At 58.4% G+C, this 22,346-nt stretch carries 16 protein-coding genes; 10 read left to right on the top strand and 6 right to left on the bottom strand.

Annotated elements, in window-relative coordinates:
* The 9 genes from Q1A53_RS19150 to Q1A53_RS19110 all read left to right on the top strand — a co-directional run bounded on the left by Q1A53_RS19150 (position 1) and on the right by Q1A53_RS19110 (position 13,363).
* The gene (locus tag Q1A53_RS19150) at positions 1–1,092 is read left to right on the top strand and encodes a polysaccharide biosynthesis/export family protein (RefSeq protein ID WP_299969531.1); all 1,092 of its coding nucleotides are present in this window, start codon (positions 1–3) and stop codon (positions 1,090–1,092) included.
* A gap of 2,198 nt (positions 1,093–3,290) precedes the next feature.
* Positions 3,291–4,556 carry an MFS transporter gene (locus Q1A53_RS19145; protein WP_366872948.1) on the top strand — a complete coding sequence of 422 codons (1,266 nt, stop codon included), beginning with the start codon at positions 3,291–3,293 and terminating at the stop codon, positions 4,554–4,556.
* A gap of 4 nt (positions 4,557–4,560) precedes the next feature.
* On the top strand, positions 4,561–4,821 hold the full coding sequence (locus Q1A53_RS19140; protein ID WP_299969526.1) for a hypothetical protein: 261 nt from the start codon (positions 4,561–4,563) through the stop codon (positions 4,819–4,821).
* 333 nt (positions 4,822–5,154) lie between these two features.
* On the top strand, positions 5,155–6,915 hold the full coding sequence (locus tag Q1A53_RS19135) for an EAL domain-containing protein (RefSeq protein WP_299969524.1): 1,761 nt from the start codon (positions 5,155–5,157) through the stop codon (positions 6,913–6,915).
* 1,039 nt (positions 6,916–7,954) lie between these two features.
* The gene (locus tag Q1A53_RS19130; protein WP_366872947.1) at positions 7,955–8,761 is read left to right on the top strand and encodes a hypothetical protein; all 807 of its coding nucleotides are present in this window, start codon (positions 7,955–7,957) and stop codon (positions 8,759–8,761) included.
* Positions 8,762–8,776: 15 nt separating this feature from the next.
* Complete coding sequence (locus Q1A53_RS19125; RefSeq protein WP_299969521.1) at positions 8,777–9,961, top strand: MFS transporter; 1,185 nt, start codon at positions 8,777–8,779, stop codon at positions 9,959–9,961.
* A gap of 673 nt (positions 9,962–10,634) precedes the next feature.
* On the top strand, positions 10,635–11,522 hold the full coding sequence (locus Q1A53_RS19120; RefSeq protein WP_299969519.1) for a LysR family transcriptional regulator: 888 nt from the start codon (positions 10,635–10,637) through the stop codon (positions 11,520–11,522).
* A gap of 92 nt (positions 11,523–11,614) precedes the next feature.
* Complete coding sequence (locus tag Q1A53_RS19115; protein WP_299969516.1) at positions 11,615–12,181, top strand: nuclear transport factor 2 family protein; 567 nt, start codon at positions 11,615–11,617, stop codon at positions 12,179–12,181.
* 48 nt (positions 12,182–12,229) lie between these two features.
* Positions 12,230–13,363: an aldo/keto reductase gene (locus tag Q1A53_RS19110; protein WP_299969513.1), complete on the top strand. Its 1,134-nt coding sequence runs from the start codon at positions 12,230–12,232 to the stop codon at positions 13,361–13,363.
* Between the two features lie 138 nt (positions 13,364–13,501).
* On the opposite strand, the gene Q1A53_RS19105 is transcribed toward Q1A53_RS19110, so the two are convergent.
* The 6 genes from Q1A53_RS19105 to Q1A53_RS19080 all read right to left on the bottom strand — a co-directional run bounded on the left by Q1A53_RS19105 (position 13,502) and on the right by Q1A53_RS19080 (position 20,565).
* Positions 13,502–15,172 carry an FAD-dependent oxidoreductase gene (locus tag Q1A53_RS19105; protein ID WP_299969510.1) on the bottom strand — a complete coding sequence of 557 codons (1,671 nt, stop codon included), beginning with the start codon at positions 15,170–15,172 and terminating at the stop codon, positions 13,502–13,504.
* Positions 15,173–16,102: 930 nt separating this feature from the next.
* Positions 16,103–17,530, bottom strand: coding sequence for a dipeptidase (locus Q1A53_RS19100; protein ID WP_299969507.1), 1,428 nt, complete (start codon positions 17,528–17,530; stop codon positions 16,103–16,105).
* Complete coding sequence (locus tag Q1A53_RS19095) at positions 17,527–18,270, bottom strand: SDR family NAD(P)-dependent oxidoreductase (RefSeq protein ID WP_299969504.1); 744 nt, start codon at positions 18,268–18,270, stop codon at positions 17,527–17,529. Before Q1A53_RS19095 ends, Q1A53_RS19100 begins: the two co-directional genes overlap by 4 nt.
* Positions 18,267–19,286, bottom strand: coding sequence for a 2-dehydropantoate 2-reductase N-terminal domain-containing protein (locus Q1A53_RS19090; RefSeq protein ID WP_299969501.1), 1,020 nt, complete (start codon positions 19,284–19,286; stop codon positions 18,267–18,269). The genes Q1A53_RS19095 and Q1A53_RS19090 overlap by 4 nt, the downstream gene beginning before the upstream one ends.
* Positions 19,286–20,002 (bottom strand): creatininase family protein, encoded by a 717-nt coding sequence (locus Q1A53_RS19085; protein ID WP_299969498.1) that lies wholly within the window; start codon positions 20,000–20,002, stop codon positions 19,286–19,288. Before Q1A53_RS19085 ends, Q1A53_RS19090 begins: the two co-directional genes overlap by 1 nt.
* Positions 20,002–20,565, bottom strand: a complete 564-nt coding sequence (locus Q1A53_RS19080) for a MarR family winged helix-turn-helix transcriptional regulator (protein WP_299969495.1) — start codon at positions 20,563–20,565, stop codon at positions 20,002–20,004. Before Q1A53_RS19080 ends, Q1A53_RS19085 begins: the two co-directional genes overlap by 1 nt.
* Before the next feature lie 166 nt (positions 20,566–20,731).
* Between Q1A53_RS19080 and Q1A53_RS19075 the strand changes: the two genes are divergently transcribed.
* Positions 20,732–22,318: an ABC transporter substrate-binding protein gene (locus Q1A53_RS19075; RefSeq protein ID WP_299969492.1), complete on the top strand. Its 1,587-nt coding sequence runs from the start codon at positions 20,732–20,734 to the stop codon at positions 22,316–22,318.
* Positions 22,319–22,346 lie beyond the last annotated feature (28 nt).

Here is a 22,346-nt window from a genome sequence, read left to right as displayed (position 1 = left end):
ATGATCCGTAGCATCGCCGTCATTTCCGCCTGTCTGGGTGTGCTTGCCTGTGCACCCGCCGATGGTCCCAAAACCCGCGAGGTGGTCTCCGATGCCCGGCAGAGCGGCACGCCCATCCTGCAGTTGACCGATCAGGTGGTCCGGGCGCTCGGGACACCGCGCGCCAGCGGTGGCTTCCAGAGCTTGGGCGCGCAGCGCTACGTTCCCGGTGTTATCAAACCAGGCGATACCATCGCCGTAACCGCCTTTGGTGGTAGCGAGTCTGGCCTTTTCAATCCCGCGGATAGCGCCATGCTCAACCTCGGCGATTTTGCGGTGTCGCAATCGGGTAACGTCTCGCTTCCCTTTGCGGGCACGATCAACGTCGGTGGCAAATCGATCAGCGCGGCGCAGCAGATCATCACGCGCAAGCTGCGTGAAACTGCGGTGGATCCCTATGCCACCGTCAGCATTACCCGCAAGGAAACCGATACCTACAGCGTTCAGGGTGCGGTGCCCGCAGCTGGTGTGTTCAGCCTGACTTCACGCGGTGAGACCGTCTTGGACGGTCTGGCCAATGCGGGCGGCACCGTTTCGGCACCTGATCAGACCGTGGTAACCGTTTTGCGGCGCGGTCGGCGCGGTCAGGAAATACTGTCTAACGTCATCACCGATACCGGACGCAACATCCCGCTTCTGCCGGGGGATACCGTTGTCGTCGGCGGCGGCGACGCGCGATTTGTGGCCGATGGCGCGCTCGGGGCGACGGGCACCTTCGATTTCGTGGAGGGCACGACAAGCCTGTCCGATGGAATCGGTCAGGCCGGTGGTCTGCTGGACAGCCGCGCCAACCCTGGTTCGGTCTTCTTGTTCCGTCGCCAGCCAGTGGGTGAAAGCTTCATTCTGCAGCGCAGGAACGGGACACGCGAAATTGTAACGGGAGACGTCATTTTCCGGATCGACTACAGCAGCCCGGGCGAGCGGCTACGGGCGAACCAGTTTCAGTTGCGCGACGGTGATGCAATCTATGTCGGCAACGCACCATTGGCCAACTTCTCGAAATACTTCCAGATCTTCAGCCGCCCACCGGAGGTCCCTGCCTTGCCGCAATGAGGTCTGGCGCACTCTTTCACCTGCACCGCAATATCATCATCCGCGGCATGAATTCGTATCTGCGTGCTCCGTATTTCGCGAACGCAGGCGTATTCTGGGAAGACTGGGAGTGTGGGCGCCCCTGCGGTTGGAGGGTGTGATCCCCAACAGGTCTAGAAGAGAGCGTATCCGAAAAGGCCTTGGTGGGAGCCCACGTGCCAGCATCCGGCAGGGTCATGCGCGGCGTGATCCGGGGGGTATGCTTTGATCGCGGTGCGGAGCAAAGGCCCCGGGATCAACCGGAAAGCAGGTGCCGACTGGCGAAAGCATACGACGGTTGAGGGTTGAAAGGGGGACGGAAAGAGGCCCGTTCAACGGTTCTCACGGCAGTGGAGGAGGCAATATCCGTCGCATTCGCGCGACGTGCTTCTCCTGCCGCTGGACGATCCACCCATTCGCTCGCCCCATCTGACGCGGTCAGCGCCACCTCGATGCGTTCAGTGGCATGACGTCTGGCGCTTGACGGATGTCGGGGACTTTTCCCCAAATGCAAACATGTGTTGCCGGGCAACGAACAGACCTCGGTGGTAGACATTCAAGCGCTTTCCCATCCCTTGCCTGACAGACGATCTGCACTGCAAATCCGCGGAGAGAGGCGCCTTTCATTTGAAGATCGCCGACGTTCAGACAATGGAGGATAGGCTCCATCTGTTTTTAGCATGGGCCAGACCTGCGAGAGTGCACTCACACAACTCGTGGACAGGGCAGATCGCAAGACCGCGTGGGAGGTCCTCAACTATTTGTTCCGAGCGGTCCCTTATCGCATCCGTACCGGTCCCGACCTCTCCCGGGATCACGCATCGCGTGCTCTGACCGTCAGGTAGCTCATGGAGCGCTGAGCAAACGGATTGCCGCGATCCACAAGACGTCAAAGCAAACCTGTGGTGCGCCGCGAATTCAAGCTGAACCGGATGGAGAAAGCCATGGGTTTGAGGTGTCTCAGCCGACGACAGCTCGTGGCGACGACTGAATGCAATCCGCGCGCCCGGCCAACACGTGATCCGGTGGATCGCGCCTTCTATACCGATGCGCCGGACGTGTTGTGGAATGCGGACATCACCAGCGTGCCACCCTCGGCAGGCCTTCTGTATCCGGCGGCCGCACCATCGGCCGGGCCTTGGGCAAAGACGGCAAAGCGCAGTGTGTCATCGACGCGATGAGCATGGCCATCCTGCAGCCAAAACCCAATGGTGCCCTTTGGCTTTGGATGACAAATCGCCGACCGACGATGAAAGGATCGCCCCCGAAAGACGCGAACCTATCGGCCCGCACTCCCCCCACAAAATCATAGGAAATCAAGGGGCAGGCTTGGAAAGCTAATGCGATCGATCAGGGGCCTCAGTCAGGCTCTCGGTGGCTGCATCTCGATCTGTAGGATCCCGGTCTGCGTCCACGGGCATTGCACCAGTTGCCGGACATCGCGGCTGGCGCCCTCTTGCAAAGCGAAACAAGACCGCGTTGCGAGAGTCTCGAGACCAGGTGAGCATCGGAGAGCCATGATGTCGTTGCGCGTCTAGGTCAGCCGAAAAGCGATTATCTCGGCGCGGATGCGCAAGGTCTGAGCTATCGACGCGATCCGGCAATCGGCAGAGGAAGGATGTGCGCCGGGGACCAGTGGTGGATTTCTGGCCGGACTGCTCCTTAGGCTAAGAACTGAACTGAAATCGTTGGCTGGATCTGGAAGAGATAACCGATACATTCAAAGAGACCGTTTCGGACGACGCCCATTTGCCAACCGAGAAGTTATCGCGGCACTGGCAGCCGTTGATCGCCGGGGCATGGCGCCGAATGAGTTGGTACTGCTACCGAAGACAGCTGATCGCACGCGCCGCATCGTGGAAGGACTGGACGCTGCAAGCGACCGGCTGTCAGCACTTCAGGACAACCTTGACGTCGACCGCGCCCATGCGCTTGATCGCACTAGTTAAGTGCTGTCCGTGCTCGCTGCTACTTTTCTGCCCTTGGGGTTTTGACAGGTCTCTTCGGCGTGACCGTCGTTGGTATTCCGGGAACGTCAGACCCAGCTGCATTCTTGCTCCTGACAGCTGTATCCATTATCAGCGGACTCCTATTGCTGCTCATTTTCAGAATTTCAAAGTGGTTGTGAGAGGGTCCTGACACTCATGGTACGAAGCCTGCTCCCTCTCACCGCCCTGCTCATGGGGTCAGCGTTCCTGCTCTTTGCGGGCGGCGTCAACAGCCTGATCCTACCCATTCGCGGTGAAGCAGAAGGGTTCACCGCGGCCTCTCTTGGCCTGCTGGGAACCGGCTGGGCCATCGGTTACGTCACGGGCTGCTTGCGCACGCCAGCGCTGGTTGCCCGTGTCGGCCACATCCGGGCCTTTGGCGCGATGTGCGCAATTGCCGCCATCGCCGTGTTGCTGTCGCTGGTTCTTATGGTACCGCAGGTCTGGATACCCGTTCGGGCGCTGTCTGGATTCTGTTTTGCCGGGGCTGCGATGATTGTGGAAAGCTGGCTGAACGAACGGTCTGATGCCGCGTCCCGCGGACGCATTTTCGGCATCTACACCATGGTGAACCTCGCGGCGACAACGGCCGGGCAGATGGTGCTGACGCTTGGCGATGCAAATGGCTATTTCTTCTTCGTCCTTGCAGCGATGGTCTACTGCCTCGCTCTGCTACCGACTGCGATCAGTGCGACCACAACGCCAAGGCCGCTCACCCAGGTGTCGCTCAACCTGCGCAGCCTATGGAAGAACTCGCCCATCGCCGTTTTCGCGGTTCTGATGGTCGGGGTCTCCAACGCCTCCTTCGGCACGCTTGCCGCCGTCTACGGTGCCCGCATCGGTCTGTCGCTTTCGGACATCGCGCTCTTTGCAAGCATCCCGATCCTTGCCGGTGCGGCCATCCAGATCCCGGTCGGCATCGTCTCCGACAGGCTTGACCGGCGCAAGGTGCTGATCGCGATCACCGTTTTCGCGCTGCTGGCCGACGCACTGTTTCTTCTCGCCGGGACAACCGAGCCTGTCATAGTGCTCGCACTGTCGGCCCTTTTCGGCGCAACCGTGTTCTCGATGTATCCGGTTATCGCCGCTCATGCCAACGACCACGCCGAACCGGGAACCTATATTCAGGTCAGCGGGGGGCTCTTGCTGGTCTTCGGGATCGGCTCCATCTTTGGCCCGACGATCGCGGGATTTTCCATGACATCTTTCGGCGCAGCCAGTCTCTTCTCGGTCACTGGTGCTGCGCATGTTCTATTGCTTTCGTTCGCCATCCTTCGGCTCAGAACAGCGCCAGCTGTCACCCCGGAAAACAAGGTATCATTCCAGGCTAAGCCCATTGCGCGGGCTCTGACCCCGGAAACGGCGGCACTTGGTGCGGATCAGGCAGAACTGGACGCGGATCAACCTGCGGGTAGCACGCCGACCGAGGCTGACACGTTGGAAGACCGCAAGGAATGACAGCATGTGGCAGGCGACAGTAAGCCATGTGCTGCCGAGATGTGCGCAAGCACACCGTTTTGCGAAGGATGTGATCCTGCTGACCTTGCGTCGAGAGTTCAGATTGCCGCTCTCCTACCGCGATGCGCGTGATCTGCTGGCCGAGCGCGGATGTCGAACGATGCGGCACAATGCCAGCCGCTCGACCGCTGGGTTCTGGATAGGCATTGCTGAGGTCTTCTACGACAAGGTGGTGGAAGAGCTGGACCAATGCCCCCTCCCCTAAGCGCGATCAAGAGGCGGATTTCTAGTATCGCTCACATGGCTGTTCAACACTCGCAGTCCAGCCACAGGATCTTCGGGCATCGGCGCGGAAGGCCCTGAATCTGTCGGGCAGGTGCTGACGTCAAAGACCTTTCGCCGCCCGATCGTTCTATTTTTCCACAAAAAGAGTTCATACATTGTTCTTGCTTAAACGTTCTTAGTCTTTTGGCAGCTATGTAATCGCGGAACAATGTAGAACGCTCCCGTGGTACCTGCTCAAATATTCAATCAAATCAATGACAAGTGCACCGAAGGGCTGGCACTCGCTTTGGCGTCGAGTGACGACGGTGCCGTCATGGAATTTCAGTGGTGTAACAAGGCTTTTAAGACGATCACAGGCTACGATACCGACGAGGTACTCGGACAACGCGGAACCATTTTGATCGGTCCGGATCTGGAGCAGGGCGTTCACCTCTACATCATCGAAAAACTGATGAACTGGGAGAACTTTTCGACCAAGGCGCTTAACAACCGCAAAAACGGTGACACCTATTTGCAGCGCATGGGCTGGACACATCTGTCCGATCCCGAAACCGGCGACCACTGGTGGCTTTGCTCGATCATTGAACTGGAAGAGGAACACCGCAAGTCTGCCGCGCGGCAGGACGATCATCCCGCCATGGCCGATCAGGAAATCTATGCAAAAGCTGTCGAAAAAATCCACCGGCTGGAGAAGGAGAACGCACGCCTGCATGAACTTGCAAGGTCCGTGGCCAAGGACGCAAATGAAGACGCGCTGACTGGTCTTTCAAACCGACGGCACTTTGAAGTCGAGTTCAAGACCTGGATTGGGAACCTCAAGACCCACGGAACAGAATTCGCTGTGCTCTACATCGATCTGGACCGGTTCAAATCCGTAAATGACACGCTCGGCCATGATGCGGGTGACCAGTTGCTTGTTTCCGTTGCCCATATGCTTCGGGATCTGACTCATGAAAGCGATCTGGTCGCGCGCCTGGGCGGGGATGAGTTTGTGATTTTGAAGCCACTTGGCAAGAGCGCCCTGAACGTGAGCAGTCTGGCCGACGAGATCGTACACAGGATGCAAGCACCGTTTTCATTCGACGGCAAATCGACCACCTGCAGCGCGAGCGTCGGTGTGGCCATTGCCAATGGCAAGATGGATGTTCCCGAACAGGTCGTCGCCGACGCTGACGCCGCGCTCTATCACGCGAAGTCGCATGGTCGAGGGCGGTGGTCATTCTTTACCGAAGAAATGCACGCGGCCTCGATTGCCACCAAACAACTGGCATCTGATCTCCTGCTTGCCTGCGAAAGACGGGAGTTTGTCGCGTATTTTCAGCCCTTGATTGATGCGCAGACCGGCAAGATCGCTTGCGCCGAAGCGCTGGTCAGATGGTCCCATCCCACCAAGGGCATCCTTGCGCCAGCTGCCTTCCTTGATACAGCGGCACAGCTTGGGATCCTCAAGAGGATCGATGAGATCGTCTTCGCCGGTTTGTCGGAGGCTCTGTCACATTTTGACCGAGCGGGCGTCGACCTTCCACGGGTCGCAGTGAATGTCTCCGCAGCCAGGTTGGCAGATCCCACGTTCATCCACGATATCAAAAGCTCCGGCATCGATCCGAAGCGACTGACAGTCGAGATTCTGGAATCCGTCTACCTGGATCGCATTGGCGATATGGTCCGGTGGACCATCGACGAGCTTGAAGAGCTGGGCGTGACCATTGCACTCGATGATTTCGGGACCGGTCACGCATCGGTGCGCGGGCTCCTCGCGATTGGACCGGCGATCCTGAAAATTGATCGCCATTTCATCCAACCGGTTGTATCGGATGCAGGTGCCAGATCGTTGACCGACTCCATAATCGGCATCGGGAAAAGCCTCGGCATGCGCGTCGTCGCCGAAGGTGTGGAATCCGAAGAGCACGCGCGTATCTTGGCTGGGATGGGTTGCGACTATCTTCAGGGATTCTATTTCGGAAAGCCCATGAGCAAGACCGAGTTGACCAACAGGCTCGACGAGACGGGGGGAAAGTTCTGGTCCCCCAAGCCGCGGCAGGTCGACAATAAAATGGCCCGGGATATCAGTTGAACTGCTCAAGCGATGTGCTGGCGTGCAGACACTGGCGATCCCACAGTGTGTCCATTTTGGAAACCCGTTAGGACAACTGCCCATCCGCGTATCGACTAAGCTAGGTTCGGGATGCTTGCGCGTTCAGTTAACAATCGCTCGTCCGGCGCCCTATGCTGCGGCGGTCACAGCGAGTTCAATGGCCCGGGACAGCGCTTCGTCGGCGGAATACGTCGGTTGGGCGCCGGAACAAACCTGCCTGCGGCCTGGTCCAACTTCGTAGACGCAAGACACATACGCGCCATTGGCAATTGCGGAGGCGCATGGAATCCATCTTCCTCCAGGTCCCTCCACCGCTTTTCCGATACACACGTTCACGGACCCCGGCGGCGGACACGACACCAGCGATGATGCCTCAATCACTTCACTCATTCTCATACTCGACCCTTTCACGTCGCTTTATTTGGGCCCGATCTGGCCAAAATATGGCCGTATTCCAATTTTTGCCTTCTGATTGTCATATTTCGGGAAGCCCCGAGAAGCAGAGCGAGGGATCGGTCCGACTTCGTGGATTTTCCTCACATTCGAAAGTCCAGATAAGTGTTTTAAATCAACAGAGTGTATGTATTCTTAAGAGAGAGGGGAGTTTACTCAAATTCTACGAATCTTCCTTGTTTTGGTCGCTTTTTGTTGGTCACGCCGAACTGGGGTGCCATTGATTGATTGCGCGCAAATTTGGACGAACTGCGTATCAGAAGCGCCAAGAACAGTGCTGTTTAAGTGAAACGTGACAGACCTTAACCAGGGCAGGCAATCTGGCAAGCCCGACTCGCTATGGCGAAAACATCGAGCCGCAGAACCAATCCGTGTTCCCGAAACGCAGTCGCTTTTGCGGACCACAGCATGTATCTGCCCGACCAGAGCAACGATCAGATCGCACGTTATTGTCCAATCGCGCCGCCCTAAGAACCTCAGGCCAAGGAGAAAGATGCAGTTTCTTTTCGACCAGCAAACTTGGCTATCAAATCCTTAACCAATTGGTGGGAACATCCTTGCCTGAATGGAAACAATCGGCCAAGTGGGTGGCATGTTGCCAAATAGTTTGTTTAAAATTGTAACGAGCCTGTCGGGTATTCTTCAGGATCTTGACAGCATGGGCATCCAGGTCGAGGTCGGCGACGACTTCGCGAGGTATCGTGCGTACCGAAGCCAGCAAACTGATCGGGGCGCGATCTACCCGATGTTCGATGTGGCCAGCTCATACATCGACCGGACGAACGGCTTCTGGATTTGCGGCTTCGACCCTGACGGAGAGTTGATACATACACAGGCAGTGCGTCTGTTCGATCTGTCGGACGCTTCGCTCGCGACGCACTTGAACGACCATCGCCATAAATACATTACCCCCGACACAACGCCCGATCCAGACCTTACCTTCTTTTCTGGCCCGGAAGCGCTTCACACAATCTCGGGACAGGTCTGCTATCAGGGCGATTTCTGGCTTCGGGCCAATGGTCTGGGGGGGCCGCGTAGCCAGGGCGCGACCGAGCTTTTGTCACGTATCCTCTTCGAGATCATGGTCGGAGCGTGGAACCCCTCCTTTGTTTTTGCACTGGTGCCCAAGCGATTAGGGGCGAAGGGCGCTCATCTTCGGTATGGCTATACCCATTGTGAGCTCGGCCGATGGCTGGGACCGGACCAACAGGTGACCGAGGAAGAGTATCTGATCTGGATGGGAGCAAAAGACATGGCCAATATGCTTCAACCTGCGTCGGAAAGACTGGGGCGCGCGGCCAATATGTCGGCGGTCCGCTCCCCCACACCTATTGACACAAAAAGCCATCGCGACGCCGGTGCAGATGTCTGATCGGCACAATTGATCATGACATCCCACACGCCGGAGATCGAGACGACAGATCGCGCCAACGCGCCAACGCGCAAAGCCATCTTCGGACCAGTCGTGGCGAACGTTGCATTCGTGATGGAGCTAACGCTGGTGCCGTTGCTCTTGCCGGCGATAAAATTGCAGTTCGACCTGTCGATCGGCGGGTTGGCCTGGGTTTTCAACGCGTACGGCATCGCCGTTGCAGTTGGCGTCCTTCTCGGGGGTTACTGTGGCGACGCCTTCAACACCAGAAAAGTGTTCGGCTACGGTGTCGCTTTTTTTGCCGCGGGATCGCTCGTGGTGGCCGCTGCTGAGAGCGTCGAGATGCTTCTTATCGGGCGGACACTGCAGGGGCTCGGTGGCGGCATATTTGCTCCGCTTGTTCCCCTGTTGCTGACGCAGGCATTGCCGCATAAACCCGGAAGGGCCCTGATCGTCTGGGGCAGCGTTTCAGGCTATGTCGCCGCCTTTGCACCGCTCTTTTATGGCAGCTTCCTTGGTCAGTATGGGTGGAGCATCGCGTTTCTTTTCATCGCATTCATAACAGCAACCGCGTGGTTGATCCTGAACGGCTCGCAGACCAACGACGATCCTGGACCGGATGCGGGTCCGGCGCGGAACTACGTCGAACTCTTCCGCGCCGGTAATCTCTGGGTGACCTTCCTCTATGTTTTCTGCACGTACGGGTCCATTACCTACTACCTTTTCCAGCTCCCGATCTGGCTATCCAACAGTGGGGTCGAGGCGACAAGCGTGGGCCTTGTCCTATCGATAATGTGGCTGACCTTCTCCGGTTTGAGCACCCTGTTGCGAAACAGAGTGGATGGCCCCTATCTTCGGGCAATTATGCTTGCCGCGCCACTGCTCATTGCCGCCGGGTTTCCGCTATCGTACTTTGGCGACAATCTTTTACTGCTCGTGCTGTCGTCGATCCTGGTGGGCTCAGGGTTGGCTTGCAGCAATGCACCGTCAACGCAACTGATCCTGAGGTTCGCACCGAAAGGGATGAGCGCCATATCGACCAGTCTTGATATCACCTTTGCGCGCGTCGGCGGAATTGCCGCGGTTGCTCTGCTGGCTGAAGCCGAGTTTGCTTACGCAGCAGCCGTCATATGCCTTTCGTGTCTTGCTGCGGCCGTCTGCGCGCTCATGGCAAACCAAAGGGTTACCGACCACGTGTGATGTGCCGATAGGCGAAACAGCCGGTTTCACATGCGAAAGCTTCACTATCCGTCCGGCCATGGCAGATACACCAGCGAAGGCTCTCTGGACGTGCGTCAAACGTAGTCAGTCTTCCTTTATCAGTCGGCGTGACTGATGATCAAGCCCACGGACCAAGTGTCATGGAAGCTAGGATCTCGCCGAGCGAGGCGATGGCACGCGCCCCTTCAAAAAAATGCTCCCAAAGGCGTTTCAGAAACTAAAAGACGATCAGAGCGGAGAACAACCCATAAGAGAGCGACTTAAGCTGGACCCTTGTAGCAGCAATAAAAGCAAAAAAGGGGCCTCCTGCAACGGCGAACACGGAACACATGTAAACGGGTAGACAGCCACCCGTAATCAACGGCGCAACCAGATCAGGCGCGGGATAGCAAAAAAAACGCGGGCATGTTTTCCAGATAGCTCGGAGCGGAGGGCGACATTCCGCAATCTATTCCGTCCTTGGCCGCGACGTTGAGACCGCGCCAGTAGAGCATGGTGCTTACGCCAAAAAAAATGTGCCCCTATGTGATGTATCGAACTGCTTTGGCATCTCCGTTTCTTCGATGCTTCTGTCGTTGACGTCAACGATGAGGTCCTCAATACATACTCTCAAACGATAATGTAAAAACATATCAATGCCGGGGAGGTATGTATGGAACTTCGTCACCTGCGCTATTTCGTAGCTGTCGCTGATCACGGAGGGATCAGTCATGCTGCCGAGCGGCTCAACATCGCCCAGCCTGCCGTTTCACGCCAGATCAGAGATTTGGAGTTCGAGTTGGGGTTTGATCTGCTGCTACGTGAAGGTCGCCGTGTGGTTTTGACTGACGCGGGACGCACCTTTGCGGAGCGGGCACGCTCCATTCTGCGAGACACAGAGGATGCAGCGGAAGCAGCGCGCCGGATCTCCACTGGAGAGGCCGGTTCCTTACGGGTTGGTCTGCTCGAAGCCGCATCATGGGCAGGCCACCTGCCACTGACCCTGAACCGTTTCAAGCGCAGGCATGACGGCATTACGCTGGATATTCGACCGATGAGTTCGGTGGCTCAGGTCGAAGCCGTTCTCGCTGGCGAGATCGATGCAGCGTTTGTCTACCGTCAGGACAACATCTCGAACGAGGCGCTGGCGGTCCATCCATTGCGCACCGATAACGTTGTCTTGGCGGCGTCGAAAGATCTGGTTTTTGACGGCGATGAGCTGCTGACCCTGGAAGATATCGATGGATTGCCCATCGTTTCCTTTCCCAGATCTGTGGCACCTGCCTATCACGACCAGCTGTTTGGCGCTTTGAAGTCCATCGGGCTTGAGACGCAGATCGTGCAGGAGGCTGTGGATGAAACGACAATGCTCAGCCTTGTGTCGGCGGGCGTGGGATGCGCTTTCGTAAACTCCACCAACATGCAGCGCCCGCCACTTGGGGTACAGTTCCGCCAAGTCAACGGGCTGTCTGTTCCAATTGAGTTTCTGTTTCTGACGCAGAAATCACCCGGTAGCTTGACGCAGTTGCTCACGAATACGGTTTTGGAAATAGATGCCTAGAAGGCATGAATTAAATACCTTTTAAGACTTTTTAATTATCTCATTGAGCTGCCATGTTGAGGCCATCGACATACCCCCGATGGAGAAACAGCATGAAACGCACTTTCAAAATCGCTCTTGCAAGTACTGCCATTGCGCTTGCAACAAGCCTGCCGAACGTCGCTGAAACAACCGCTGGCACGCCGGTCACGATCGAAACCGTGGTCGACCATGCCGAGATGATCCGCATCGCGGACACAATCGATGCAGCCGTGGACGCAAAGGATTGGGCGCTGGCCCGTAGCCTCTTCACCGATGAAATCCGCGTGGACTTCACCTCTCTGATCGGCGGCGAACCCGCCACCATCCCCGCAGATACGCTGATCGCCGGCTGGTCGGCCAATCTCACCGAGGAAAAAGCATCGTTCCACCTGCGCGGCAATCACCGGATCACGTTCGAAGCCGATGGTTCTGCGACCATGGTCAGCCATGGCTATGCCTGGAACCAGATGGAACGTGGCGCCTTGCCCGAGAATGGCGGCAACGCACTGTGGGAAGTCTGGGGCACCTATGAACACAGCTTTACCCAGACCGAATATGGCTGGCGCGTGGATGGCATGAGTTTCTTTGTGACCGCCGAACGTGGCAACGACTTTGTCCGCAACACGCCCGGCAGCTGAGCTTTCACCAATCACGACGCACCATCAAAGAATTCAAGGAGCCGCCCCATGACGAATGCAAAGGGTGACATCAATCACAACCGCCGTGCGTTTCTTGCCGGTATTCCAGCCGCAGCGGCGACCGTCGCACTGGGCGCATCCCAGGTTAAAGCTCAGACAAGCTCGAGCGTGGCAACCGGGCGTCGGCTGTTGGGAAATCTGGAAGTGTCAGAGCTTGGCCTTGGTGTGCAGAACATGCACCGCACGTTCCACACAATCGTCCCGGACCGTGATGAGATGATCAGATTGATCCGGTCGGCCTATGAGCAGGGGGTGACATTCTTCGATTGCGCCGAAGTCTACGGTCCCTTCGAATGCGAACGCATCCTGGGCGAGGCCATGGCACCGTTCCGCGATGACATTCAGGTAACCACCAAGTTCGGCTTTGGCGTCGATCCGGAGACGGGCGTGTGGGACTTTACCGTCACCAGCCAGCCGGAACGTATTCGGCGCGCAGTCGAGGGGTCGCTGAGCCGTCTTGGAACTGATCGCATCGATCTGCTGTATCAGCACCGCGTTGATCCGACTGTACCCATCGAAGACGTCGCGGGCGTGGTCCAGGAGTTGATGGATGAGGGCAAGGTGCTGCATTGGGGGTTGTCGGAAATGGGCCCCGCCACGCTGCGGCGCGCACACGAGGTGCTGCCCGTCAGCGCCGTGCAAAGTGAATACTCCCTGCTGTGGCGCGGTCGGGAGGCAGACATCCTGCCGCTCTGTGCGGAACTCGGAATTGGCTTTGTGCCTTTCGCGCCTCTCGGATACGGGTTCCTGACGGGCGCTATCGACATGGAAACGAGTTTCGCGCCTGGTGACTTCCGCGCGATGACCACACGCATGGATCCCGAGAACCGCGCATCGAATATGGCGCTTGTCGAGCTGGTTCGCGACTGGGCTGCAGAAAAAGGGGTAAAGCCAGGCCAGATTGCATTGGCATGGCTGCTGGCGCAGGGCGACACCATCGTCCCGATCCCGGGAACGACGCAAATGGCGCATTTGCGCGACAACATCGCCGCTGCCAACGTCAGTTTTAGCGAGAGCGAACTGGCCGAAATCAGAAGCGCATTGGACAGTATTCAGGTGCAAGGCGGTCGTGCGCCCCAGCTTGTCGCTGACTGGTCAGATGTCGAGGCGCCTGACGTCTGATGCAGTCCCGCATGGCGCTATGCCATGCAGCACGTCCGAGCAAACAGGAAAGGTGACAACGGTAAGCCAACGTCTAAAGGATCTTCGCTTTGTGTTCACGCCTACACTTGACGACAGACAACTTTATCAAAAGGGGATCTAAGTCTGGTCACCCAGAAACCTGTGCACATCGCTGATGCAAACGGACCCCTCGCCCACCCCTGAGGCAACGCGTTTCACCGATCCGGATCGCACATCACCAACGGCAAAGATGCCCGGTATTGACGTGCCAAACGGGGAGAAAACGTCGCTTCTGGCCTCCGGGCCTGTGATAACAAAGCCGCTTTCGTCCAATGCCACACAATCATCCAACCAAGCGGTGTTGGGGATCGCCCCGATCATGACGAAGACATTGGGCGCATCGACGGTCTTTTGCTCACCCGTCTGCCGATTGGTCCAGGTGACGCGTTCGAGCATCCGCTCGCCGTGCAGCGCCGTGACCTCGGTGCGGCTGTGAAGCGTGATCCGCGACGACTCGTCAATCCGGCGGACAAGGTAATCCGACATGCTGTCGGCCAGGCCTGCTCCGCGCACCAGCACATGCACATGAGACGCGTGACGCGACAAAAAGACCGCTGCCTGCCCGGCCGAGTTGCCGCCCCCGATAACAACCACCTGCGTGCCAGTGCAAAACTGTGCCTCGAGCGCCGTCGCGGCGTAGTGAATGCCCTGCCCTTCGTAGGCTTCGTACCCTTCAAGGTCGAGCGAACGATACGTAGCACCACAGGCGAGAATGACGGCCCTGGACCGGATCGTCTTGTTATCCTCGATGGTCAGAACAAAAGTTCCGTCATCAGCCTGTTCAATGGCTGTGGCCCCACGGGCAATCGCAAAAGTGGCGCCGAATTTCTGGCCCTGTATCCACGCGCGTCCGGCCAGAGCCTGGCCAGAAATCCCGGTCGGGAACCCCAGATAGTTTTCGATCTTGGAACTTGTACCTGCTTGGCCGCCCGGCGCTTCGGCCTCGATCACGATGGTGTCCAGCGCTTCAGAGGCACCGTAAACGCAGGCCGAAAGCCCCGCGGGCCCAGCTCCGACAATTGCGAGGTCACGCAGGTGATCGTCTACAAGTTCTTCCGTCAGGCCGAGTTTATCTGCCAGTTCTGGCGTGCCGGGATTGTGAAACACATGTCCGTCTGGCGTGCACAGAATTGGAAGGTCGCCCCCTTGTTCCGCGACGATGCGATCTGCGTCCTCCGACCCTGGTTCGTACAGCGACAGCGGATAGCCGTTCCGCGTCAGGAAGCGGTTGATGCGGATCACGTCCCGGTTGTTCTTCGGCCCGACAAGCGTCACACCCGCCTCCGAATGAACGATGAAAGCCGTGCGGCGCAGAATGAACGCCCGCATGATCGTTTCGCCGATATCCTGTTCCGTGCTGGACATGCGGCGGAATGCATCCCTGTCCAATCGCACGACACGGCTGTCGACGCCCGTTCGCCCTCCCACAAGGATTTTGCGCTGGTTGAACAGATCCAGCTCACCGGTGAACTGATGACGCGCGTGTGTGGTGATGACCGTCTCTTCACCATCGGGCGTGGCGTCGGTGATTTCGATGCAGCCGTCGAGAATAAGAAAGAAGTCCACGCCCCGCTGCCCGCGTTCAAATACTGACGTGCCTTTGGGCAGATCTTCGATGCTGCCGTATTGGCTGATCCGTTCCACCTGATCATCGCTCAGAACCGGAAACGTCTGTTCCTCGCGCGCGTAGGGATCGCTGGGATTTACCGATTGGCGCGCGGCTTCAACCGCTGTCTCGTTCTCGCTCATATCCAACTCCCTCGTCGGCTATCTGTGATTCATATGCGGCGTCATTCTCGTTTTCCAAGCGATCTATCCGTTCGGACGGCTCTTTTGCGGTCTTTCCGTCAAGGCACCCAACCGCCTGAACCTGTAGAAAGGGAAGATTACATATCGTGTCGAGATCGGTTCAAACGACACCGTTTTTCAAGAGATGTGATCTTGTCGGCGGTTCGCTGGTACCACTGATATCCGTCATCGGACCGCAACAGTCGCCGGCCGGCGAACGTGATGATGCGCTGGAAGAGATGATCGACCGGCTGCGCAAACAACGCAAAACTTTGTGCTACTTGATTACATTGGTGCAAATCCGATGAAATGGGGCACAACGATCAGTCCCGGCGAAGCTCTCCCAACGCTCGCGGCGCCAGCCTAGAATGTACTTACCATCTCCGGCATGATGACAACCGCATATCTGGAAAACACTGGAGCGAAGTTGGCCTCTGGCCCCGCCCCCGTTGCCGGGCTGAATGATCCTCGCCACCACTCTTTTGATGGTTACAGCATTACCCGGATAGTTGACCGTCTCTTCAGAAAATATCTGGAACGACGTAGGACTGATATCTGAACCACATTTGGTCAGGCTTTCACGATACGCGTCTTGTGAGTTCGACCTTCGCACGTTTGCCGTTGCAGGGGACATGCGATTTGACGGGCCGCGCCGCAGACCAACCAAGGTTATGCAAAAGGATTTGGAACACTGCGCGGCGACCTGATGCACCCCGATCACAGATACCGGCTCGGGGAATTATGCGTCAGTTTTCGTGTCACCGTTCGTGAAAGTGATGTCGCCGTCACTGGACATCGCGATCTATCTGGTGTGATCTAAACGAACCGGCGGGACACTTCCTGGGTCACTGCTGTGCCGTCCGCGGTGACCGTCAACGAGCGTGAGACTTCTCAATCGGGTCTGTAAGGTGAAAAAGCCGCGGGATCAGTCGTCGTGATCTCACGCAGGATACGGACCCAGGCGGCGAGCCCCTCGGTAAAACTGTTCAGCCGAAAGAATTCGTTCGGCGCATGGAAATTTTCGTCCGACAGGGCGAAGGAGAACATGACTGTATCAATGCCCAAGATGCGGCTCATGATCTCGGTGAGGGGCAGAGATGCTCCGATGCGCACTCTCAGCGGGGGCTCTCCGGTGGTAAACTGCAGGGCGTTGCACGCCGCCTCCAGCAATGGATGATCCGGTGGCACGGCATAGGCGCCCGACGCACCGCGTTGACCCGTTATCTCGAGCGTCGCACATTTAGGCTGATGCCTTTTCAGGTGATCAATGACGGCCTGCTGCGCGGCCTTCGGATCCTGTCCCGGCACCAGACGCATTGTAAGTTTGGCAAAGGCTTCGTTCGGGATCACGGTCTTGGAGCCAGCACCGGTGTATCCGCCCCACATCCCGTTGACGTCCACGGTCGGTCGCATCCAGAGCCTTTCGAGGGTGGAATAGCCAGCTTCGCCATGCGCAACCGCGCCAATCGCCTCAAAGGCAGCCGCATCATCATAGGGGATCGCTGCGATCTCTGCGCGCTCGGCCTCCGTCGGCTCGGCCACACCATCGTAAAAGCCGTGAGCGGCGACGCGGCCCGTGTCGTCATGGAGGGACGCGATCAGCCTCGATATTTCGTGCAACGCATTGGCCACGATCCCGCCGTAGCGCCCCGAATGAAGATCTTGTGCCGCGGTTTGAAGGCGGATCTCGAACCCTGCATTTCCGCGACAACCGACGTTTAGCGCCACCAGATCGGGCCGCCACCGTGCGCCATCGGCGGAAAGGACGGCATCGGCGGCCAGCAGCACCCGGTGAGTTTCGAGGATACCGGGCAGAGAGGGGGAGCCCGTTTCCTCCTCGCCTTCGATCAGCAGCTTCACGTTTAGCGGCAATGTGCCTTCGACCGCGAGAAACGCCGCCAGCGCATCCAGTGCGATCATCATCGGGGCCTTGTCGTCGGACACACCACGGCCATAGAGCCGCTGATCCCGCTCCACCGGCTCAAACGGCGAGGTGTCCCATTTGTGTAGCGGATCCGGCGGCTGAACGTCGTAATGTGCATAGACAAGCATCGTGGGTTTGCCGGGCGCATCCATCCGCTCGGCGAAGATCGCCGGTTGGCCGCTTGCGTCAGCGGGACTAAGGCGTTGGCGGTTCTGAAACCCCATCTGATCGAGCCGTGCCTCGATCAGAATGCGGGCGTCCTCCATCCCTTTCGCCATGGCCGGGTCCGCCCCGACAGAAGGGCACGCGACGAGCCTTTTGACCGCCTCGATCAACTCCGGTCTGCGATCGAGCGCATAGGCAAGAACGGGATCTTTCAGGGAACCTCCGGTCATGTGACACCACCATCGACGCTCAGGATCTGCGCTGTAATCCAGCTCGCCTCATCTGATGTCAGAAAGGCAGCAGCGGCGGCGATATCCTCGGGAAGACCCAGGCGACGGGTATGGATCCGACTGACCAGCTGCGCCTGACCATCAGCGCCATAGCTGGCCCATTGCTGTTCGGTCGATGGGTTCGACAGGATGAAACCGGGTGCAATGGAATTCACCGTGATGCCGTGCCGGGCCAGCTCCAGACTGAGCTGTTTGGTCAGCCCGACCAGCGCGTGTTTTGCGGCCGTATAAGCATGTATTCCCGTCAAGCTGGGCCTAAGCCCCGCGCCGGAGCTGATCGTCACGATCCGACCCCAGCCCTTTTCTTTCATCCCCGGAACAAGCCCTTGGGCGAGATACAGCGACGCGTCGACATTGGCGGCGAAAATGCTGCGCCAGGCGTCGGGATCCACGTCTTCCAGTGGCCCGCCTACCTGTCCGCGCACACCGCCTGCGGCATTCACCAATATGTCCGCGGCACCATGGTCCGTGGTCAACCGCGCGATCATCTCCCGAACCGATGCGGGATCGCCGAGATCTGCGGCGATGCTCGGCACGCCCAACGCCTCACCTCTCGCGGCCAGCGCCTCTCCGGGCAAATCGCAGACAATGACCCGCACGCCGTCTGTGGCCAACCGCTTCGCGATGGCTGCACCGATACCGCCGACCACGCCAGTGACAAGGGCGGTGCGCGCCGTCATGGCATCGTCTTGCTCAATTCATGAAATGTCTCCACGGACATCTCGCGGCGGCCGTCCTCGATATCGTGGATTAGCTCCACCAACCGGCTCAGCAGGGGCGTTTCGATCCCATGCGATGCGGCGATTTCAGCAACTGTGCCGACCTGCGGATCCACCTCGGTCTTGCGCTTGCGCACTGCCAGATCGCGGTAGATGCCAGTATGGGTCTTGGCCGTCCTGGCGTTGAAGGCGGCCAGATCGGAAATGCTCTTCAACGCCGCCGTCTCGCTCGCGCCGGGCATAAAGGCAGATGGTTCAAACCCGTTGAACGGCTTGGGATCCACCCCTTCTGCGACAGCGGTCCGCATGACCTCGCGTGCCAGTCCGATCAGCGCGGCACGTCGCGATGGTTCGGCAAAATTCGCGGTCATGCTGTCCGGCGTCAAGGCAGTGGCGAAAAGCATGGCACCGTAGCCAAGTTTGCCCCACAGATAGGCCCAGATGTTCTCCGTAAGTATGGCGTCGGGCTCAAACATCTTTAGCAGCTCGTGCATGTCCTTGGTGCGGGCGTGCATGGTGCCGTCGATTTCACCCACAACGACAGCACCGCGGTTGCCGAACAGAATACGACCCGGTCCGAGCCAATCCGCGCCGTAGTTCACAAAGGCGCCCATGGTCCGTTCATGCCCGGCCAGCGCTGCGATGGTCCGTTCGTTCAGGCCATTCTGGGCGGACAGAATATACCCGTCCTCGGCCAGATGCGGCAGAATTGTCCTGACAGCATCGTCGGTTGCGTGCGCCTTTACCGCAAGGACGACCCGGCGAAAGGTGCCGGTCAACGCATCAGGCGTCACGCAGGGCACGGCTTGCGTGAATTCTTCGACTGGTCCTTCGATCCGCAATCCGGTCGTCCGGCAAGCCGCTGCATGCTCTGGCACGATGTCGACCATCGTTACCGGCTGACCCGCGCGCGCCCAGTAGGCCCCCAAGATACCGCCTATGGCGCCTGCGCCGTAGATCAGAACCTCATCCGTCATCAATGGTTCCCAAGCACTGGCCACGGACCTTCAAGCGCCTCGCGCACCTCCTTCACGCCAACCTCCCACAGCGCCAGCATTTCTTCATCGAGGCGCTGCCAGGGTCCGCCGAAAGATCCGTCGCCCAGAATGTCCCGCGCGATGTCGGGTGGAGAGGCTTTCATCAGGGCCATGTCGACCCCCGGTTTCTCGCCCGCCGGTGCCGGAGCATGGCTCAGTCGCGTCCACGGAAAATTCTCCATCCAGTTGGCATGAGAGCCCGTGGTGTCGATGGCCTGCGCCTTGGCCCAGGTTTCGGGTGCGTTCCACCAATTGTGGAACTTGATCGAGACGTCGCCGTATTCCGCCATCAACTCCTGTGCGAGTGCTCCGACCGGGTTGTTGCCTCCGTGGCCGTTCACGATCAGGATCTGCCGAAAGCCAGAGCGGCGGAGCGAGGCAATTACATCACGAACCACGGCCATCAGCGTTTCGACCCGCAGGCATATGCTGCCGGGATAGGCATTGAAATAAGGTGCCAGTCCGTAGGGCATGACTGGAAAGACCGGGATATTCAGCGGCTCCGCAGCGTCGTTTGCCACTTTTTCGGCAAGGATCAGATCGACACACAGGGATAGCTGCGCGTGCTGTTCCGTAGAGCCGATCGGAACGATGCACCGCGGATCGCGCCCGGCGGCCTCCTCGACATCGCGCCAGTTCATCTCGGCTACTCTCATTACTTTGCCCCTTGCTTGTTTGTCGTTGCCTCGGAGGGCAGGTCGCCAGCCCATCCCTGCGCGTCCAACACGACCTTTGACATCAGCTCGAACAGCATCTGACGTTCGCCCTGCGACAAGGCTCTGAGCATCCGCTTTTCCTGCGCTTCAAAGGCGGGCCGGGTTTCGTCAAACAGCGCCCAGCCCTTCTCCGACAGGTGCAATGCCTGCCTGCGCCCGCCGCCCGGGACCTTATCCCGCGCTTTGATCAGATTCATCTTTTCGAGGCGTTTGATAGCGCGGCTAAGGGTGTTCCGAGGAAAGCCCGATGTTCGCGACACATCCCGCGCGCTGCCACCATCGGCGAGCGCCAGTGAGTATAACACCACATATTCCGGCCGCTTCAGCCCATATTGATCGCTGACCCATCCATAGAGCGGCGTATTGTAGAGCAGCGCGAGATAATTGATCCGAAAGGTGAAGGGGCACGGATTGGCCCAAAGCTTGGCCTCCAGCATGTCGGGGGCACCCCCGGCATCTTTTGTGCCGAAATATTCACCACGCGCGGACTGCGGATCTGACATCCGTTTTGATTCCTCTCGGCTCGAACTGGCGAGTTCCAAATTGAACTTGACTGGCACCTTATGACCGCACATCCTGCTAAGGCAAGTTCCAAATGGGACTCAAAAATAACACTACATCAATTGAGAGGAGGTCCGCGGCCTCTTCCAGCAACGGGAAGGGAAGATGATGAAATACCACAAATTCCTAGGAGCTCTGGCCGTCACACTGAGCCTGAGTGCAGCCGGGGCAGCCACGGCACAGACGCTGACAATGGGGGTGCGTGGCGGACCTGAGTCGATGGACCCCCACTTCTCTGCGCTTGGCTCTCACGCCGAAGCCGCCAAGCATATCTTCGACACACTGGTCTGGTCCGGCACGGATCTGCAGGTCGAACCGGGGCTTGCGACAAGCTGGGCGCCAGTTGACGAAGACACGTGGGAATTCAAGCTGCGGCAGGGTGTGAAATTCCACGATGGATCTGACTTTGACGCCGAGGACGTGAAATTCTCGATCGAGCGTATTCCGGTTGTCTCCGGACCGACCACGACGACGATCTATGTTCGCCGGGTCGCAGGTGTCGACATCATCGATCCGCATACCATTCACATTCACACCGATGGTCAGGCAGCAACGCTCCCCAATGACTTCATCCGGCTTTTCATCGTCTCATCCGACGCGGCTGCCGACTATTCCACGCCTGAGACCGCGGCCGAAGGTTTCAATTCCGGTGCAGCCGCCGTTGGCACCGGCCCCTACAAATATGTCAGCTGGGAGCCCAAGGGCGATCTGGTGCTGGAGCGGAATGATGACTACTGGCGCGGCATGGGGGCCTGGGAACAGGTCATCCGCAAGGAAATCCCCAATGACAGCTCGCGCCTCGCGGCGCTGAAAGCCGGTCAGGTCGACGTGATCAACTACGTGTCATCGGTGGATTATCTCGCCCTTGAACGGGACGCAGATATCGACGCGATCACCGGCGATTCAGTCTACATCATGAACCTGCAACTGGACCAACGGGAGAAAACACCTTTGGTGCGGGCGATCGACGGTTCGGAGCTGGATGAAAATCCGTTTCGCGACTTAAAGGTACGTCAGGCCATCGACTACGCCATCGACCGCGAAACCATGGTCGATATTGTGCTAGAAGGTCTCGGCAAGCCCGCAAACCAGATGATGCCCCCGGGCTTTTTTGGCTCTTCCGAAGACATTCCCATGCCGGAATACAACCCCGCCAAGGCCAAGGAACTGCTTGCCGAGGCAGGGTATCCCGATGGGTTCGAGGTGGACCTTTACTGTACCGCTGACCGGCTACCCGGTGACGGCGCCATATGCCAGGGTCTGGGGCAGATGCTGACACAGGCGGGCATCAAGACCAACGTGAACGCGATCTCCAAGACCGTTTACTTCCCCGCGCAGGCCCGGCTGGAATACTCGATGTTCATGAACGGCTGGGGCACCTTGACGGGCGAGGCTTCCTACACGCTGGGCGGACTTGCGCACTCGAACAACCCCGAGGTCAAGCTGGGAGCCTTCAATCGCATCCAGTACCAAAACGAGGATGTGGATCAGTTGCTTCAGTCCGGGGCCAAGATGATGGATCCCGATGAACGCCGCGCGACTTACGAAGAAGCAATGGAGAAGGTGATGGCGGACAAGGCCTATCTTTCCCTGGTGCAGCTTCAGACGGTCTGGGCTGCCAAGGCGGGCATGCTGGAGTTCGCGCCCCGGTTTGATGAGGACACTCTGGCGTTTTTCATCACGCCTGCATCCTGATGCGATCATGACAGCGAGGCCGGGTTGC

The organism is uncultured Roseobacter sp., assembly GCF_947496515.1.
Taxonomy (GTDB): Bacteria; Pseudomonadota; Alphaproteobacteria; order Rhodobacterales; family Rhodobacteraceae; genus Roseobacter.
The sequence above is the reverse complement of the archived record's forward strand: the minus strand, read 5'-3'. Positions and strand labels throughout refer to the sequence as shown.

Excerpts from the sequence above, each read along its gene's own strand:
- Q1A53_RS19150 (WP_299969531.1), top strand. The coding sequence starts at position 1 with ATGATCCGTAGCATCGCCGTCATTTCCGCCTGTCTGGGTGTGCTTGCC.
- Q1A53_RS19145 (WP_366872948.1), top strand. The coding sequence starts at position 3,291 with ATGGGGTCAGCGTTCCTGCTCTTTGCGGGCGGCGTCAACAGCCTGATC.
- Q1A53_RS19140 (WP_299969526.1), top strand. The coding sequence starts at position 4,561 with ATGTGGCAGGCGACAGTAAGCCATGTGCTGCCGAGATGTGCGCAAGCA.
- Q1A53_RS19135 (WP_299969524.1), top strand. The coding sequence starts at position 5,155 with ATGGAATTTCAGTGGTGTAACAAGGCTTTTAAGACGATCACAGGCTAC.
- Q1A53_RS19130 (WP_366872947.1), top strand. The coding sequence starts at position 7,955 with ATGGAAACAATCGGCCAAGTGGGTGGCATGTTGCCAAATAGTTTGTTT.
- Q1A53_RS19125 (WP_299969521.1), top strand. The coding sequence starts at position 8,777 with ATGACATCCCACACGCCGGAGATCGAGACGACAGATCGCGCCAACGCG.
- Q1A53_RS19120 (WP_299969519.1), top strand. The coding sequence starts at position 10,635 with ATGGAACTTCGTCACCTGCGCTATTTCGTAGCTGTCGCTGATCACGGA.
- Q1A53_RS19115 (WP_299969516.1), top strand. The coding sequence starts at position 11,615 with ATGAAACGCACTTTCAAAATCGCTCTTGCAAGTACTGCCATTGCGCTT.
- Q1A53_RS19110 (WP_299969513.1), top strand. The coding sequence starts at position 12,230 with ATGACGAATGCAAAGGGTGACATCAATCACAACCGCCGTGCGTTTCTT.
- Q1A53_RS19105 (WP_299969510.1), bottom strand. The coding sequence starts at position 15,172 with ATGAGCGAGAACGAGACAGCGGTTGAAGCCGCGCGCCAATCGGTAAAT.
- Q1A53_RS19100 (WP_299969507.1), bottom strand. The coding sequence starts at position 17,530 with ATGACCGGAGGTTCCCTGAAAGATCCCGTTCTTGCCTATGCGCTCGAT.
- Q1A53_RS19095 (WP_299969504.1), bottom strand. The coding sequence starts at position 18,270 with ATGACGGCGCGCACCGCCCTTGTCACTGGCGTGGTCGGCGGTATCGGT.
- Q1A53_RS19090 (WP_299969501.1), bottom strand. The coding sequence starts at position 19,286 with ATGACGGATGAGGTTCTGATCTACGGCGCAGGCGCCATAGGCGGTATC.
- Q1A53_RS19085 (WP_299969498.1), bottom strand. The coding sequence starts at position 20,002 with ATGAGAGTAGCCGAGATGAACTGGCGCGATGTCGAGGAGGCCGCCGGG.
- Q1A53_RS19080 (WP_299969495.1), bottom strand. The coding sequence starts at position 20,565 with ATGTCAGATCCGCAGTCCGCGCGTGGTGAATATTTCGGCACAAAAGAT.
- Q1A53_RS19075 (WP_299969492.1), top strand. The coding sequence starts at position 20,732 with ATGAAATACCACAAATTCCTAGGAGCTCTGGCCGTCACACTGAGCCTG.